This window comes from Streptomyces sp. NPDC107559 (genome assembly GCF_055657365.1).
This window is the reverse complement of record NZ_JBVKBD010000016.1, coordinates 39,516-56,512: the sequence shown is the minus strand read 5'-3', so window position 1 is coordinate 56,512 and position 16,997 is coordinate 39,516. Positions and strand designations below refer to the sequence as shown.

At 73.1% G+C, this 16,997-nt stretch carries 5 protein-coding genes; 1 reads left to right on the top strand and 4 read right to left on the bottom strand.

The window, feature by feature from the left end:
- The first annotated feature begins 130 nt into the window (after window positions 1-130).
- Window positions 131-3,655: an ATP-binding protein gene (locus ACZ7OY_RS34155; protein WP_471915056.1), complete on the top strand. Its 3,525-nt coding sequence runs from the start codon at window positions 131-133 to the stop codon at window positions 3,653-3,655.
- A 63-nt stretch (window positions 3,656-3,718) separates the two neighbouring features.
- Here ACZ7OY_RS34155 and ACZ7OY_RS34150 read toward each other — a convergent pair whose 3' ends face one another.
- The 4 genes from ACZ7OY_RS34150 to ACZ7OY_RS34135 form a co-directional block, all read right to left on the bottom strand.
- Window positions 3,719-3,913 (bottom strand): ferredoxin, encoded by a 195-nt coding sequence (locus ACZ7OY_RS34150; RefSeq protein WP_471915055.1) that lies wholly within the window; start codon window positions 3,911-3,913, stop codon window positions 3,719-3,721.
- 224 nt (window positions 3,914-4,137) lie between these two features.
- Entirely contained in the window at window positions 4,138-5,337 is a 1,200-nt protein-coding gene (locus tag ACZ7OY_RS34145) for a cytochrome P450 (protein ID WP_471915054.1), read from the bottom strand.
- Between the two features lie 45 nt (window positions 5,338-5,382).
- Entirely contained in the window at window positions 5,383-6,639 is a 1,257-nt protein-coding gene (ccrA, locus tag ACZ7OY_RS34140) for a crotonyl-CoA carboxylase/reductase (protein WP_471915053.1), read from the bottom strand.
- 196 nt (window positions 6,640-6,835) lie between these two features.
- The gene (locus ACZ7OY_RS34135) at window positions 6,836-16,990 is read right to left on the bottom strand and encodes a type I polyketide synthase (RefSeq protein WP_471915052.1); all 10,155 of its coding nucleotides are present in this window, start codon (window positions 16,988-16,990) and stop codon (window positions 6,836-6,838) included.
- Window positions 16,991-16,997: the final 7 nt, after the last annotated feature.

Genomic DNA, 16,997 nt, shown 5'->3' with positions numbered 1-16,997 from the left:
GCCAGCTCGAACCGTGCGTCAGTCATATCCGCAAGCGCGATGGGGACCGTTCATGCCTTTACCTCCGCCCGCAGCCGTGTCACCCCGGACGACCGGCCGGGCCGAACTCCTCCTGAGCGTTCTGGGGCCCATGTCGGCGCGACACGACGGGCATGACCTGCCGCTCGGCCCGCCACGCCGGCGCACCCTGCTGGCCCTGCTGCTCATCCGCCTCGGCCGCGTGGTGCCCACCGAACTGCTCATCGAGGAACTGTGGAGCGCCCAAGCGCCCCGGCACGCCGTCGCCGCACTCCAGAGCCACGTCTCCCATCTGCGACGGTCCTTGCGCGCAAAGACGGGAACAGGCCAAATTTCGGTGCTGCGCCATCGGACACCGGGCTACGTCCTCGATCTCGATCCCGAACAGGTCGACGCCTTCCGTTTCGAGCGTCTGGTCACCGACGGACGAAGGCTGCTGGAGCAGCGCGATCCGGGCGCCGCGCAGGCACGGCTCACCGAGGCCCTGGGACTGTGGCGCGGCTCGCCGTACGCGGAGTTCGACGGCCATCCGCCGCTCAGCGACGAGTGCGCCCGACTCGAACAGATCCGGCTCGCCGCCGTCGAGTCCCGCGCCGAGGCACGCCTGGTTCTCGGCGCGGCCGAGGAGGTGGCCGCCGATCTGGACGGGGAGGCGCGCCGTCATCCCACCCGGGAGCGGCTGGTCGGCCACCTCATGACGGCACTGTCCCGGCTCGGGCGGCAGGCCGAGGCGCTCGAGGTGTACGAGCGGACGCGCAGTCATCTGGTCGAGGAGTTCGGCGTGGACACCGCGGCCGAACTGCGCCGGGTCAGGGGCGCGATCCTGCGTCAGGAACCAGGAGCGAGCGCCCCCTCGAAGCTGCTGTCTCCCCCACCGTCCGAGTCCACCGCAGCGTCGTACGTCCCGCCGGTGATGGACGAGACCGGTGACATCGGAGCAGGGAACCCCGAGGGCCTGCGGGACTTCGGGGGCCCCTGGACCGGCGGAACGGCCGTCACGGTCCGGGGATACGGACCCGCGGTGGCACCCGGCGGCACGGGCGGGCCGGACGAGTCCGGCACGGCCGTCGACCGCGAGGGGAGCACGGGGACCGACGCGCAACCGAGCGAGCGAACCGATGGGCCACCGGGCTCGCGGGTGGATGCCGACGGCGCGCAGGCCGGGTCCTCCCGGTTGCGGCCCGTACCTGGACCGGAACACGAGCCGGCTGCCGCCCGGGAAGCCGGGGAGTCCCCGGAGTTCGAGTCGGAGTGGGCTCCTGCCCCCTCGCCGTTCACCGGCCGTGGCCAGGAACTCGACCGGCTGACGACCGCCGCCGCGAGCGCCGTCGTGGGCCACGGCCATGTGGCCGGTGTGCTCGGCCCCCCAGGAGTCGGAAAGACCCGCCTGCTGCTCGAACTCGCGGCACGTCTGGAGAGCATGGACGCGCACGAGAAGGGCTCCAGGGTGGAGGTGCTCTGGAGCCACTGCTTCCCCGGCGAGGGCGTGCCCGCCTACTGGCTGTGGACGCAGATCCTGCGGCGGCTGTCCGCGACCCGGCCGGATGCCTTCCGCGAGGCGACCGAACCGTTCGGCGCCCTGCTCGCCCCGCTGATGCCCGAGCGGTCGCCGGCCCGGACCGGGGGCCCGGGATGGGCCTCCGACTGGTCCCAGGCCCGCTTCCTCGCCCACGATGCGGTCTGCGAGGTACTTCTCACCCTCGCCGCGCAGCAGCCGCTCGTACTGCTCCTCGAGGATCTGCAATGGGCGGACACCGCCTCCCTCGACCTGCTCAGGCTGCTGAGCACCCGCTGCCAGGGCCATCCCATCAGCATCGTGCTCACGGCGCGGGCGTTCGAGGCCGAGTCGGACGCGACGCTGCGCCGGATGGTCTCCGAGGTGCTGCGCGGCCCCAGGACCGAAACGCTGCGGCTCGGCGGGCTTTCCCTGCAGGCCGTAGGAGCCCTCGTCGAGGCACACGCGGGCCCTGGTGTGGACCCGAAGGTCGTCGAGGTGTTGCACCGGCGCAGCGAAGGCAACCCGTACTCGGTGATCCAACTCCTCTCTCTCGTGGACGATGCGCGGGGGCTCCGTCGCCCGGACGCGGTCGACACGCTCCTGGCCCACATTCCCACCGGAGTGCGCGAGGCGCTGCACCAGCGGTTCGCCGCGCTGCCCGAGCCGGTCCTGCGGGTGCTGCACCTGTGCGCGGTCATCGGCGCCGAGGTGGACACCGACCTGCTGCACCGGACCGCCACCGAGGACGAACCGGTCGCCGCGGGACTTGAGTCGGCCATCCGGGCCGGCCTGCTCGGGGAGGACCCGCACCATCCGGGGCGGCTGCACTTCGCCCATGCCCTGGTCCAGGAGACGCTCGTCGACGAGCTCCCCCGCGAGGACCGCCACCGTCTGCACGCCAGGGTCGCCGACGCGCTGTGCGCGCGCAGGCGCGGGCAGGTGGGCGACGAGGAGATCGAGCGGGTGGCGCATCACAGCTGGCACGCCAAGAGTGCGCTGCCCGCCGCCGAGGTGCTGCCTCGGCTGCTGCTCGCCGCCGAACACGCCGAACAGTCCATGGCGTACGAGCAGTTGGAGATCTGGCTGCGCCGCGCCGTACAGCTGGTCGGCTTCCTGCCGCCGGACGATCCCGCCACCAGGAGGCTGGAACAGGACCTGCACATCCAGCTCGGCCAGGTACTCGCCACCACGCGCGGCTACGGCCACCCCGAGGCCGAGACGGCACTGACGCGCGGCCGCGCCCTCAGCACGGCCGCTCATGCCCCCGAGGACCCGTCGGTGCTCTGGGCCCTGTGCACGGCACACCTGGTCACCGGCCGCTACGACGCCTCGCGGCAGTTCTCCGGCCTGCTGCGGGACATCTCGCGGCAGACCTGGGAGCCCGTGGCGGCGCTCGGTGCGGCGTACGGCGAAGGCATCGTGCTGCATGTGCGGGGAACGCTGTCGCAGGCCCTCGCCGAACTGGAGCGCGGCGTCGAGATAGCGGATCGTTTCGCCAAGGACGATCACACCCTGGCGCGAACCTTCCAGCACGACCCTCGCGTCTCCTGCCGCTCCTACGACACCTTCACCCACTGGCTCCTTGGACACCGGCAGACCGCCGGCACGCGCAGACGTGAGCTGTTGAGCCTCACCAGGTACGAAAGCAGGCCGTCCGACCGCTCCTTCGCCCTGTACGTGGACGGGGTCGTGGCGGCTTGGGAGGGTGACACCCGCACCGCACTCGCCTCGAGCGCCGAGGGCATCCGCGTCGCGGGCGAACACGGACTGCTCTACTGGAAGGCGATGCTGGGCGTCGTCCAAGGGTGGGGCCTGGCACACACCGGACATCACGACGGCGGCCTCGCCCTCATGCACACCTCACTTGCTGAACTGGGCCAGTCCAGGACGTATTTGCGCCACCCGCTCCACCTGGGTCTGCTGGGCCAGGCGCAGCATCACAGCGGGTGGACCGAGGACGCGAGGACCACCTTCCGCAAGCTGCTGGCCGCCGTCGAACAACGCCGCGAGCGCGTGTACCTCCACCCGGCACTGCCCGCGACCCCGCTGCTCCACGAACTGCTGAGCCACGGCGCCGACGACGTGCTCCCGGGACGGGGCCCAGGACGGGACGGGCGCGCCTCCGGCCGACGGGTGTGAGGGATCCACGCTCTGCCTCGTCAGGCGGCTCACCCAGGTCCCTGTCCCGTGAGGCGGTACCGCTCAGTCCTCGTGGATCGCGACCGCCTGTACCGGACAGGCCTGGGGGACGTCGTGCACATGCGGGTCCCCCGCCCCGTCCTCATGTCCCGGGACCAGGGCGACCAGCGCGTCGTCGTCCTGGGTGAAGACGCCGGGTGCGGTCATGACGCACTGGCCGGAGCCGATGCACCGGTCGCGGTCGATGGTGATGCGCATGGCGTGGCTGCCTCTCGTTCATCGGTTTCTCGGACCATCGGCAGTGCGGTGGTTCATCGGTGCCTGATGGGCCGCGGGACACGGGACACGGGTTCCGGTTCGTCGGCGAGGCCGCCGTCGCCGTGTTCGGTGACGGCGGCCTCGGCGAACGGGACTGCGTCCCGGCCGGCCTGGGGCAGGGCCGCCGTTGCGTCGGACCGTCCCCTGCGGCAGGCGGCTTCAGGTCACCAGGTGACGGGCAGCTCGTGCACGCCGTAGAAGACCATGTCGCTGCGGAAGCGGAGCTCCTCGACCGGCTTGGCCAGGCGCAGCGTCGGGAAACGGCGGAACAGGGTCTCGAAGACGATCTGCAGCTCGATCCGGGCGAGTTGCTGTCCTATGCACTGGTGTGCGCCGAAGCCGAAGGCCAGATGCGGGGCGGGGCGGCGGGTGATGTCGAACCGCTCCGGCTCCTCCACGAAGGCGGGGTCGAAGTCGGCGGCGAGGACGTGCGCGACGACCTGCTCGCCCTCGGCGATGCGCACGCCACCGAGCTCCACGTCCCGGGTGGCGACGCGCTCGCCGCCGAACTGGCCGATGGTGAGGTAGCGCAGCAGTTCCTCGACCGCGTTGCCGATCAGCGACGGGTCCTCGCGCAGCAGGGCCAGCTGGTCGGGGCGGTCCAGGAGCAGTGCCGCACCGAGGCCGATCATGCAGGCGGTGGTGTCGTGGGCCGCTATCAGCAGGGTGCCGGCCGCGTTCATGAGGAACATGTCGTCGAGGACGCCCTCGGGGTCCTCGGTGGTGATCAGCGCCGAGATCAGGTCGTCCCCGGGGTCGGCCCGGCGCTCCTGGACGAGCTGGTAGAGCAGCCCGCCCAGGCGCATGCCGGCGGCCTCGGTGGCGGCGGCGTCCTGGTCGACCCGCATCATCGCCTCGGCGATGTCCTGGAACTCCGCCCGGCGCTCGGCCGGGACACCGAACAGGTCGGAGATCACCATGGACGGCACCGGGTTGGCGAAGGTCTTCACCAGGTCGACCGGGCCGCCCTGCGCCTCGATGGCGTCGAGGTGCTCGTCGACGATGCGCTGGATGTTCGGCCGGAGCGCCTGCATGCGCCGGACGGTGAACTCCTTGACGAGCAGCTTGCGGTCCGACGTGTGCTCCGGCTCGTCCTGCCACAGCAGGCTGCCGCGGCCGGGCTTCTGGGTGACGACGCCGTCCTGGGTGTGCAGCGCGTGGGGCACCTGGACGCTGAACGAGGGGTCGCGCAGCAGGGCACGCACCTCCTCGTAACCGGTCACCAGCCATGCCTCGTGGCCGCTGGTGAAGGTGGCCCGGGTCACCGGGGCGGCCGTCCGGATACCGTCGAGGCCGTCCGGCGGCAGGAACGGGCAGCTGCGGGCCTTGGGGACGGCGGGCACGTCGGCGGTGGGCTCGGGCATGACTCTCCTTGCGCTTGTGGAAGGGGGGTTCGTACGACGGGACGGTCAGGCGGCGGCGAGTTCGAGCGTGGTACCGCCGCGCCGGGGCGCGTTCACGAGGACGGCCATGTTCCCGGAGGGGTGCACGTTGTCGTGCATCATCTGGTGCATGCGCCCGATGTCCTGGAAGCCGTCGCATACGGACAGACAGGGGTCGAGCATGCCGGCGCCGACGAGGTTGATGACCTCGCGGCACTGGCGGGTGTCGGCGTAGTGCGAGCCCTGGAGGCGCTTGGAGCGCATCCACAGGTGGCGCAGGTCGACGTCTCCGTTGTAGCCGGAGGTGCCGCCGCAGATCACCACCATGCCGGCGTTGTCGCACAGGTACATCGAGGTCGGCAGGGTGTCCTGGCCACTGTGCTCCAGCACGATCCGCGGGGACCTGCGCTCGCCGAGGATCTCCCAGACCTTCTTGCCGACCCCGCGGGCGCCGCGCAGGAACCGCGCCGACGCCTCGGCGTCCCCGACGTCTGGCAGCCGGCCCCAGTGGTCGAAGTCGTGGCGGTTGATGGTGCCCGCCGCCCCGAGGCGGCGGCAGTACGCGGAGCGGTCCTCGCTGGAGACCACGGCGATCGGGATGCCGCCGGCCAGCCTGACGAGCTGGATGGCCATCGAGCCCAGACCGCCCGCACCGCCCCAGATCAGCACGGGGTCGCCGGGGCGGACCGTGTTGCCCTGCCAGCCGAACAACTGCCGGTAGGCGGTGGGCCCGGTGAGCAGAAAGGCCGCCGACTCCTCCCACGACAGATGGGCGGGCTTGGGGTGGCACTGGTACTCGTCGACGCGGCAGAACTGCGCGAAGGAGCCGTAGTTGGTCTCGTACCCCCAGGCCTTGATGCTCTCCGAGACCAGCGGGTCCGTGCCCAGCCGGATGTCCGCGGCGGCCTCGTCCCACTGGCCGCTGGTGAGCAGCACATGGTCGCCCACCTCGACACTGCGGACGCCTTCACCGACCGCCCACACCACGCCGGAGGCCTCCGAGCCTCCGATGTGGAAGTCCTCGGGCTGGCCCTGGCGCTGCCGCATGCCGATGACGTCGACCGGCGCGCCCAGCGAGGACCACACATTGTTGTAGTTGATACCGGCGGCCATCACATAGACCAGGACCTGGCCCCGGCCCACGGCCGGGGTGTCGACGACCTCGGTGCGGAACGCCTGCTTCGGCTCTCCGAAGCGGTTCTGGCGGATCACCGAGGCGTACATCTGTCGCGGGACCTCGCCGAGGGGCGGGGTCTCGCCTATCTCGTAGAGAGCCTTCGTCATGGTTTCTCCCCCACATCTGCTCTGTCCGGGTCGGAGCTGCCCGCGGTGGTCGCGGGCCGGTCATGCGGTCGTTGTGTTCTCAAGGCGCGGCAGGTTCGGGCGTGCGGTCGTTGCGTCCTCAAGGCGCGGCAGGTTCGGGCGTGCGGTCGTTGCGTCCTCAAGGTGCGGCAGCTTCGGGCATGCGGTCCTTGCGCCCTCAAGGTGCGGCAGGGCCGGACGCATCGGTGACGACGTCCGCGAGCCAGGAATCCACCGCCGCCGCGGTGGTGCCGGCGTGGTCCTCCAGCATCGAGTAGTGGTTTCCGGTCACTTCGACGGTCGTGTCCACGTGCTCGGGCGGTGCCGCGCGCCCGGCGCCGTCACCGTCCCCGGCCGGCACGGGCTCGCTCGCCCGTACGAGCAGGGTCGGCGCGGCGATCCGCGGCGCGGCCCAGTCGTCGAACAGGCTCATGTAGCGGCCCATCGCGGTGAGCTGTTCGCCGCCGGACCTCATGAAGTCCAGGCGCTGCGACTGCGCCTGGGCCATCGCGCCCAGCACCTGGTGGTCGAAGGGGACCTGCCGGCTGAAGCTGTCGACCATGACCACGGCCGCCGGCTGCTCGCCCATGGCCTCCAGGTGTGCCGCCACTCCGTGGGCGATCCAGCCGCCCGAGGAGTAGCCGAGCAGGACAACCGGCTTTCCGCCGGCGCACTCCCGTACGGTCTGCGCGTGCAGGCGGAACACGGCGTCCGGATCGGACGGGACCGGCTCGCCCTGCTCGTAGCCGGGGTTGACCAGCGCCCACACGTCCAGCCGGTCGCGGAAGGGGGCGGCGAACCGCGCGTACTGGTGCGCCCCGGCCGGTACGACGTACGGGGAGAAGCACATCAGCGCGTAGGGACGGTCGCCCTGCGCCAGGTGCACCGGCGCGGGCCGCTGGGTGAGCTCCTCGGGCCGGGCGAACGAGGGCCGGAAGCGGGCCGCCTCCATCAGCATCCCCATGGCCTCGCCGGCCGTCCCGTTCTCGCTCGCGTGCCGGTAGAGCTGGACCAGCATGTCGGCGGGCCGCTCCTCCTCCGTGCCCTGGCGAGCGTCCCGGAGCCGTGTCACCAGGTGCTTGGCGAGCCTGGCGGGCGTGGGATGGTCGAAGGCCAGTCCGGCGGGCAGGCGCACACCGGTCGCCGCCGACAGGCGCCGGCGCAGGTCGATCGCGGTGAGCGAGTCGAAGCCGAGCTCCAGGAAGTGCGCGGTGGGCAGCACGTCCTCGGCCGACGCGTGACCGAGGACCACGGCGCTCTGGGAGCGGACGTGTTCCAGCAGCCGCTCCTCCTGCTCGGCCAAGGCGAGCCCGGCGAGCTCGGTCGCCAGCTCCGCTCCGGCACCGGTCCCCTCGTCGGCGGACCGCTCGGTCTCCAGGAGCCGCTGTACGTCGGGCAGGTCGGCGAGCAGCGGGCTGGGCCGTCCCACGGTGAAGGCGGGCAGGAACTTGTCCCAGTCGACCGGGGCGACGACGAGGGCCGCCTCGTTGTGGTCGACGGCCTGGCACAGGGCGGTGATCGCGAGCTCGGGGGCCATGACGCCCAGGCCCCGCCGTTCGCCTCGCTCCTGCACCGCGTCGTCGACCATGCCGCCGCCCGCCCAGCCGCCCCAGGCGACCGAGGTCGCGGTCAGGCCGCGGGCCCGCCTGCGCAGTGCCAGGGCGTCGAGGAAGGCGTTGGCGCAGGCGTAGGAGGCCTGCCCGCCGCTGCCCCAGACGCCGGCCCCGGAGGCGAAGAGGACGAACGCGTCCAGTTCACGGCCGTCGAGCAGTTCGTCCAGATGGACGGCGCCGGTGACCTTGGCGGCCGCGGTCTCGGCGAACTCGTCGAGACCGGCGTCGGCCAGCATGGACGACCGTGCCGTGCCGGCGGCGTGCAGCACCGCGGTGAGCGGGTGCCGGGACTCGATGCCGGTGAGCAGCCGCGCGACCGCGTCGCGGTCGGCCATGTCGCAGGCGGTGATGGTGACTTCGACGCCCAGGGCGGTCAGCTCCGCGTGCAGTTCCCGCGCACCGGGGGCGTCGGGGCCGCTCCTGCTGGTGAGCACCAGGTGCTGCGCGCCCGCGCCGGCCAGCCAGCGGGCCAGGTGCCGGCCCACGCCGCCGGTTCCGCCGGTGACCAGGACGGTCCCGCGAGGCCGCCACGGTGTCGCGGGCTGCGCGTCGACGGGCCGTGCCCGGACCATGCGCCGGCCGTACACGCCGTCGGCACGTACGGCGAGCTGATCCTCGTCGTGCCGGGCCAGCACCGCGGCCAGGCGGCGCAGCGCGTGCTCGTCCAGCTTCTCGGGCAGGTCCACGAGACCGCCCCAGCGCCGGGGCAGTTCCAGCGCGGCGACGACGCCCAGGCCCCAGAGCTGCGCCTGATCGGCGTCGCGCAGCGGGTCGGCGGGTCCGGTGGACACGGCTCCGCGGGTCGCACACCACAGCGGTGCCCGGACGTCCACGTCGCCCAGCGCCTGGAGCAGGGTGACGGTCGTGGCGAGGCTCGCGGACAGCGTCGGGTGGGCCGGGTGGCGGCCGGGGGCGAGGCCGAGCATCGACAGGACACCGGCGGGCTGTTCGCCACCGAGTTCCTCGGCGAGCCGCTTCGCCACCTGCGACCGGTCGCAGTCGACGGGAAGTTCGACGACCCGCACCTTGGCGCCATGGGCGCCGAGCACACCGACGACGCAGGGCGCCCACTGCTCGTCCGCCAGTCCGGCGGGCAGGACGGCGAGCCACAGACCGTCCAGGCCGGGGGCCGGGTCATCGGTCAGCCGCCGGAAGGAGACGCGGTAGCGCCAGCCGTCCACCGTGGACTTCTCGCGGCTGCGTCGGCGCCACGCGGACAGCACCGGCAGCGCCGGGCCGACGAGACCGGCGTCGTCCGCCCCGAGTTCATCGGCGAGCCCGGACAGGTCCGTGTTCTCCACCAGCTCCCAGAACCCGGCCTCGACCGGATCGGTGCCCGCGGGCACCGGGTCGGCGCTCTCCAGCCAGTACCTCTGCCGCTGGAACGCGTACGTCGGCAGGTCCACGCGCCGTGGCGGACGCCCGGCGAAGGGGACCGTCAAGTCGACGTGTACGCCGCTCACGTGCAGTTCGGACACGGAGCGCAGGAAACGGTCCATGCCGCCCTGGTCCCTGCGCAGCGAGGCGCCGGTCACGGCGTCGGCACCGGTCTCCTCCGCGGTCTCCTGCACCGAGCCGGCCAGCAGCGGGTGCGCGCTGCACTCGACGAACACCCCGTGCCCGTCCGCCAGCAGCGACCGTACGGTCCGCTCGAACTCCACCGTGTGCCGCGCGTTGCTGTACCAGTACTCGGCGTCCAGGGCGGTGGTGTCCAGTACGGTGCCGGTCACCGTGGAGTAGAAGGGGATGTCCGCCGTGCCCGGCGCGACCGGGGCCAGCAGGTCGAGCAGTTCGGGGCGCAGGCTCTCGACCTGGGCGGAGTGCCCGGCGCCGGTGGCGCCGCGGACCTTGCGCACGCGCACGCCCTCGGCTTCGAGCTCCGCCAGGAGCTCGTCGACCGCGTCGGGCTCTCCGGAGACGGTCAGGGCGGCGGGCCCGTTCACGGCGGCGACCGACAGCCGGTCCCCGTACTTCTCCAGTCTCGCGCGCACCCGGTCGGCGGGCATGGCGACCGCGAGCATGGCGCCCTTGCCGATGAGTCTGGTCAGCGAGCGGCTGCGCAGGGCCACGATCCGGGCCGCGTCGTCCAGGGTCAGCGCCCCCGCGACGTACGCGGCGGCGACCTCGCCCTGCGAGTGGCCGACGACGGCGGCGGGCGTCACACCGTGGGAGCGCCACAGGGCGGCCAGCGACACCATCACCGTGAACAGCGCGGGCTGGGCGACCTCCACCTCGGCCACGTCCGGCGCGTCGGGCTCGGCGCGCAGGACGTCGATCAGCGGCCAGTCGAGGTAGGGGGCGAACGCCTCGGCGCAGGCCTTCGCCTGCTCGGCGAAGACCGGGGAGGTGTCCAGTAGTTCGCGGGCCATCCCGGTCCACTGCGAGCCGTGGCCGGGGAAGACGAAGGCGACCTTGCCGGAGGCCGCGGCGGTGCCCTGGACCACCGCGTCCGTGGGTGCGCCGTCGGCGAGCGCCGCCAGCCCGGCCCGCAGCTCGTGCCGATCCCGGCCGACCACCACGGCCCGCTGCTCCAGCTGCGTCCGCGTGGTGATAAGTGCGCGGCCGACGTCGGGCAGGGAGAGCCCTTCGGCGCGGTCGAGGTGGTGCAGCAGCCGGCGGGCCTGCTCGCGCAGGGACCGGGCGGTCTTCGCCGACAGCGCCCACGGATACACGTCCAGGGGCGAGACGTCGGTCGTGTCCCGCGCCGCAGGGGTTTGCACGCCCTGGGCGGCGGGCGCGGTACGCGTGGGCGGCTCGCCCTCGGGGGCGGGCTGGGTCTTCGGGGCAGGCGCGCCCTCGGGCGCGGGCGCGGCCTTCAGAGCAGGCTCGCCCTCGGCCGCGAGCGCGGCCCGCGGGGCCTGCTCGATGACGGTGTGCACGTTGGTGCCGCTCATCCCGAACGAGGAGACGGCCGCACGCCGTGGCCTGTCCCGGTCGGGCCAGGCGGTCTGCTCGGTGAGCAGACGCACGTTCCCGCCGGACCAGTCGACGTCCGGGGTCGGCTCGTCGATGTGCAGCGTCCGCGGCAGGATGCCGTTGCGGATGGCCATCACCATCTTGATGACGCCGCCGACGCCCGCGGCCGCCTGCGCGTGGCCGATGTTGGACTTCAGCGAGCCCAGCCACAGCGGTCGGCCCTCGGAACGCTCCTTGCCGTACGTGGCGAGCAGTGCCTGCGCCTCGATCGGGTCGCCGAGCCGGGTTCCGGTGCCGTGGGCCTCCACGGCGTCCACCTCGTCCGGGGCGAGCCGAGCGTTGGCCAGCGCCTGCCGGATGACCTGCTGCTGGGCCTTGCCGCTGGGCGCGGTCAGGCCGTTGGACGCACCGTCCTGGTTGACCGCGCTGCCCCGTACGACGGCCAGGACCTCGTGCCCGTTGCGCACGGCGTCGGACAGCCGCTCCACCAGGACCAGGCCCACGCCCTCGGCGAATCCGGTGCCGTCGGCGGACGCGGAGAACGCCTTGCAGCGGCCGTCGGCGGACAGCGCGCGCTGCCGGCTCGACATCGTGAAGGCGGACGGTCCGGCCATCACCATCACGCCGCCGGCCAGGGCCATGGAGCACTCGCCGCCCCGCAGCGCCTGCACGGCGAGGTGGAGAGCGGTCAGCGAGGACGAGCACGCCGTGTCGACGGTGACCGAGGGGCCTTGCAGTCCGAAGGTGTAGGAGAGCCGTCCGGAGATCACGCTGGCCGCGTTGCCGCTGGGGATGTACCCCTCGACACCGTCGGGCACCTTGAGGGGGCGGCCGGTGTAGTCCTGGTAGCCGGAGCCGACGAAGACGCCGGTGGCGGTGGAGCGCATCGCGTGGGGTGCGATCCCGGCGCGCTCGAAGACCTCCCAGGTGGTCTCCAGCAACAGGCGCTGCTGCGGGTCCATGGCTACGGCCTCGCGGGGGCTGATCCCGAAGACCGCGGGGTCGAACTCGTCCGCGTCGTGCAGGAATCCGCCCTGGGTGGTGTACGTGGTGCCGGGGTGATCGGGGTCCGGGTGGTAGAGCCGCTCGACGTCCCAGCCGCGGTTGCCGGGGAAGCGGGAGATCGCGTCGCGGCCGGAGGCGACCAGCTCCCACAGGTCCTCGGGCGAGCGCACGCCACCGGGGTAGCGGCAGGCCATGCCGATGATGGCGATCGGCTCGGCCGGCGCCGCGGCGGCCGCGGCGGTGGCCTTCTCGTCCTGGCCTCCGGTGAGTTCGGCAAGCAGGTGGGTGGCGAGGTCCGCGGCCGTGGGGTGGTCGAAGACCAACGTCGTGGGCAGGGCCAGGCCGGTGGCCTCGTTGATCCGGTTGCGGAGTTCCACCGCGGTCAGGGAGTCGAAGCCGAGGTCCCGGAAGGGCCGGTCGGTCTCGACGGCGCCCGCTCCGCGGTGGCCGAGGACGGCGGCCGCGTGCGTGCGCACGAGGTCCACGAGGGCGCGTGCACGGTCCTCGTGCGACAGCCGGGCCAGGCTCTCGGCGAGTGCCCCGGAGCCGTGGCCCGTCCCGGGCGCGTCCTCGGCGAGCGTCGCCCTCACCTCGGGGAGGTCGCCGAGCAGTGGGCTGGGCCGGCCGAGGGTGAACGGCACGATGAAGCGTGGCCAGTCCACGTCGGCCACGGTCAGCAGGGTCTCGTCGCGGTCGAGCGCGTGCTGCAGGGCGGTGATCGCAGATGCGGGAGTCATCGCGCGCAGGCCGCGGCGGCGCAGCCGCTCCTCGTCGTCGCCGTCCTCGACCATGCCGCCGTCGGCCCAGGGGCCCCACGAGACGGCGGTCGCGGTGAGGCCGCGGTCGCGGCGCTGCCGGGCGAGAGCGTCGAGGAAGGCGTTGCCGGCGGCGTAGGCGGCCTGGCCGCCGCTGCCCCAGACGCCGGAGACGGAGGAGAAGAGGACGAAGGCGTCGAGCTCCTGATCGCCCAGCAGCTCGTCCAGGTGCGCCGCACCGCCCGCCTTGGCGGCCAGAGCGGCGGCGAAGGCGTCCGGAGTGGTGGCGTCCACCGTGCCGGCGTCAGCGACTCCGGCGGCGTGCACGACGGCGGTGAAGGTGTGCTCGGCGAGCAGGGCCGCCACGGCGTCGCGGTCGGCCACGTCGCAGGCGGCGAGCGTGACGCGGGCGCCGAGGGCTTCCAGCTCCTCCCGCAGGGTGGCGGCTCCCGGGGCGTCCGCGCCCCGGCGACTGGTCAGGACGAGGTGTTCGGCGCCGCCGCGCGCCAGCCAGCGGGCGACGTGCCCGCCCAGCGCACCCGTACCACCGGTGACGAGGACGGTGCCGCGCGGCTGCCGGCGGCGGGCGGCCGCCCGTGCCGGTGCGTGGACGAGCCGCCGGGCGAAGACGCCGGAGGCACGGACGGCGAGCTGGTCCTCCTCCCACCGGCCCGTCAGCGCCTGTCCCAGTACCTCGGCCAGGCGTGCCGCGGCCCGGTCGTCGACGGACTCCGGCAGGTCGATCAGGCCGCCCCAGCGCCGGGGCAGCTCCAGGGCGACGGTGCGACCCAGACCCCACACCTGGGCGTGCCGGGCGTCGCGTAACGCGTCGGATCCGCTCACGGCCACCGCGCCCGAGGTGAGGCACCACAGCGGGGCGTCGACGCCCGCGTCGCCCAGGGCCTGGACGAGCCGCAGGGTGGGCAGCACCGGGTCGCCGGTGAGGAGCAGGGACAGCACGCCGTCGACCGGCCCGATCCCGGCCAGCTCCCCGGCCAGAGCGGCGCGATCGACCGCCGCGCCGACGACCAGCGTCCGCAGAGTGGCGCCGCGAGCCGTGAACGCTGCGCGGACCGCGGCGATCTGCTCGTTCTCCTCCTCCGGCACGGCGAACAGCCAGGTGCCGCCGCTGCCGGCCGGAGCGGGCTCGCCCAGGCGCTTCCACGACTCGCGGTAGCGCCAGTCGTCGACGGCGGACTGCTCCTTGCGCTGCCGCCGCCACGACGACAGCTTCGGCAGCACGTCGCTGAACGCGTCCCCTGCGCCGATGTCGAGGGTCTCGGCAAGGACCCGCAGGTCCTCGCGCTCGACGGTCTCCCAGAACTCCGCGTCCACCGGATCCGCCACGGAGGCGGCCTTGTCCGGGGCGTCGACCCAGTACCGCTCGTGCTGGAAGGCGTAGGTGGGCAGGTCGGTCTTCCGCGCACCGGCGAAGAAGGGGTTCCAGTCCACGGACACGCCGTGCGTGTGCACTTGGGCCAGGGCCGTCACGAGTGCCTGCCGCTCGGGGCGGTCTGCTCGCAGTACGGGGATGGTGACGACGTCGTCCACACAGCCCTGCGCCATACCGCTCAGGACACCGCCCGGGCCGATCTCGACGAAGGTCTTCACGCCCAGGTCGTGCAGGGTCCGGACGCCGTCGGCGAAGCGGACGGCCTCGCGCACGTGCCGGACCCAGTACTCGGGGGTGTAGGCCTCGACGAGCCGACCCGTGAGGTTGGAGACGACGGGGAGCCGCGGCTTCTCGAAGGTCAGGCCACGGACGACCTCGGCGAACTCCTCCAGCATCGGGTCCATCAGCGGCGAGTGGAACGCGTGACTGACCTTCAGCCGTGATGTCTTGCGACCCTGCGCGGCGAAGCCCGCGGCGATCGCCAGGGTCGCGGTCTCGTCGCCGGAAATCACCACCGCGGAGGGGCCGTTGACCGCGGCGATGCCCACCCCGTCGGTGAGGTGGGACAGGACTTCCTCCTCGGTGGCCTGCACGGCGACCATCACGCCGCCCGCGGGCAGGGCCTGCATCAGCGCGGCACGCGCGGACACCAGCTTCGCCGCGTCACCGAGGGACAGCGCACCGGCCACATGCGCGGCGGCGATCTCGCCCACGGAGTGGCCCCCTACGAAGTCGGGCCGGACGCCCAGGGATTCGAGGAGCCGGAACAGGGCCACCTCGACCGCGAAGAGCGCGGGCTGGGTGCACCCGGTCCGGTGAAGCGTCGCGGTATCCACGTCGACCGGGGCGTCCAAGTGCGCGCACACCTCGTCGTAGGCCGTGGCGAAGGCAGGAAACGCCGCGTAAAGCTCGCGTCCCATGCCGATGCGCTGCGAGCCCTGCCCGGAGAAGAGGAAGCCGGTCCTGCCGCCGGCCGGACGCCCCAGCAGCACACGGGACGAGGGGGTCCCGGCGGCCAAGTCCGCCAGTCCGAGGAGGAGTTCTTCACGGTTCTCCCCCACGACCGCGGCCCGGTGGCGCATCGCCGCGCGGGTCGTGGCGAGCGACAGCCCGACGTCCTGCGGCCGGACCTCGCCCCGTACCCAGGGCAGCAGCCGGGCCGCCTGGGCCTGCAGCGCCGCATCGCTCCTGGCGGAGAGCACCCATGCCAGGGGGCCGTCGGCGGGAGCCCCCGCGGGCTCCTCGTCCTGTACCGGCGGGGCCTGTTCGATGATGGTGTGGGCGTTGGTGCCGCTGACACCGAAGGACGACACGGCGGCCCGGCGCGGGTGGTCGGTCTCCGGCCACCGCACGGCCTCGGTCAACAGCCGTACCGTGCCAGCCGACCAGTCCACGTGCGGCGTCGGCTCGTCCACGTGCAGGGTCCGCGGCAGCACGCCGTGGCGCATGGCCATGACCATCTTGATGATGCCGCCGACACCCGCGGCCGCCTGCGAGTGGCCGATGTTGGACTTCAGCGACCCCAGCCACAGCGGCTGTCCTTCGGGTCGCTCCTGGCCGTACGTGGCGAGCAGTGCCTGCGCCTCGATCGGGTCGCCCAGCGTCGTCCCCGTACCGTGCGCCTCCACGGCGTCGATCTGGGCGGGAGACAGGCCGGCCGATGCCAGGGCCTGGCGGATGACCCGCTGTTGCGCGGGGCCGTTGGGCGCGGTCAGGCCGTTGGACGCCCCGTCCTGGTTGACGGCGCTGCCGCGGACGACGGCCAGCACCCGGTGCCCGTTGCGCCGGGCGTCGGACAGCCGCTCCACCAGGAGCATGCCGACGCCCTCCGCCCAGCCGGTGCCGTCGGCCCCGGCGCCAAAGGCCTTGCACCGGCCGTCGGGGGCCAGCCCGCGCTGGCGGCTGAACTCCACGAACGCGGTGGGCGTGGTCATCACCTGCACGCCGCCGGCCAGCGCCATGGAGCACTCACCGCCGCGCAGCGCCTGGATCGCCCAGTGCAGCGCCACCAGCGAGGACGAACACGCCGTGTCCACGGTGACCGCCGGGCCCTCCAGGCCGAAGGTGTAGGCGATACGGCCGGACATCACGCTGGCGGAGTTGCCGGTGCCGAGATGGCCGTCGGACTCGCCGCCCATCCCGACCAGGAGGTTGACGTAGTCCTGGTAGCCGGAGCCGACGAAGACCGCGGTACGGCTGCCGCGCACCGACTCCGCGTCGATGCCGGCCCGCTCGAACGTCTCCCACGTGGTCTCCAGCAACAACCGCTGCTGCGGATCCATCGCCACCGCTTCACGCGGACTGATCCCGAAGAACCCCGGGTCGAACTCCCCCGCCCCGTACAGGAATCCACCGCGGCGCGCGTACGTCTTCCCCGTCGCCTCCGGGTCCGGGTCGTAGAGGTCCTCCACGTCCCAGCCCCGGTCCGCCGGGAACTCACCGACCGCGTCACCACCGGAGACCACCAACTGCCACAGATCCTCCGGCGAACGCACCCCGCCCGGATACCGGCAGGCCATACCGACGATCGCGATGGGTTCCTGGTCCTTCTCCTCGACCTCGCGAAGGCGCTCACGGGCCTGACGAAGGTCACCGGTGACGCGCTTGAGATACTCCAGAAGCCTGTCTTCGTTGCTGCTCATCCGCCTCATCCGTCCT

Excerpts from the sequence above, each read along its gene's own strand:
- ACZ7OY_RS34155 (WP_471915056.1), top strand. The coding sequence starts at position 131 with ATGTCGGCGCGACACGACGGGCATGACCTGCCGCTCGGCCCGCCACGC.
- ACZ7OY_RS34150 (WP_471915055.1), bottom strand. The coding sequence starts at position 3,913 with ATGCGCATCACCATCGACCGCGACCGGTGCATCGGCTCCGGCCAGTGC.
- ACZ7OY_RS34145 (WP_471915054.1), bottom strand. The coding sequence starts at position 5,337 with ATGCCCGAGCCCACCGCCGACGTGCCCGCCGTCCCCAAGGCCCGCAGC.
- ccrA (WP_471915053.1), bottom strand. The coding sequence starts at position 6,639 with ATGACGAAGGCTCTCTACGAGATAGGCGAGACCCCGCCCCTCGGCGAG.
- ACZ7OY_RS34135 (WP_471915052.1), bottom strand. The coding sequence starts at position 16,990 with ATGAGGCGGATGAGCAGCAACGAAGACAGGCTTCTGGAGTATCTCAAG.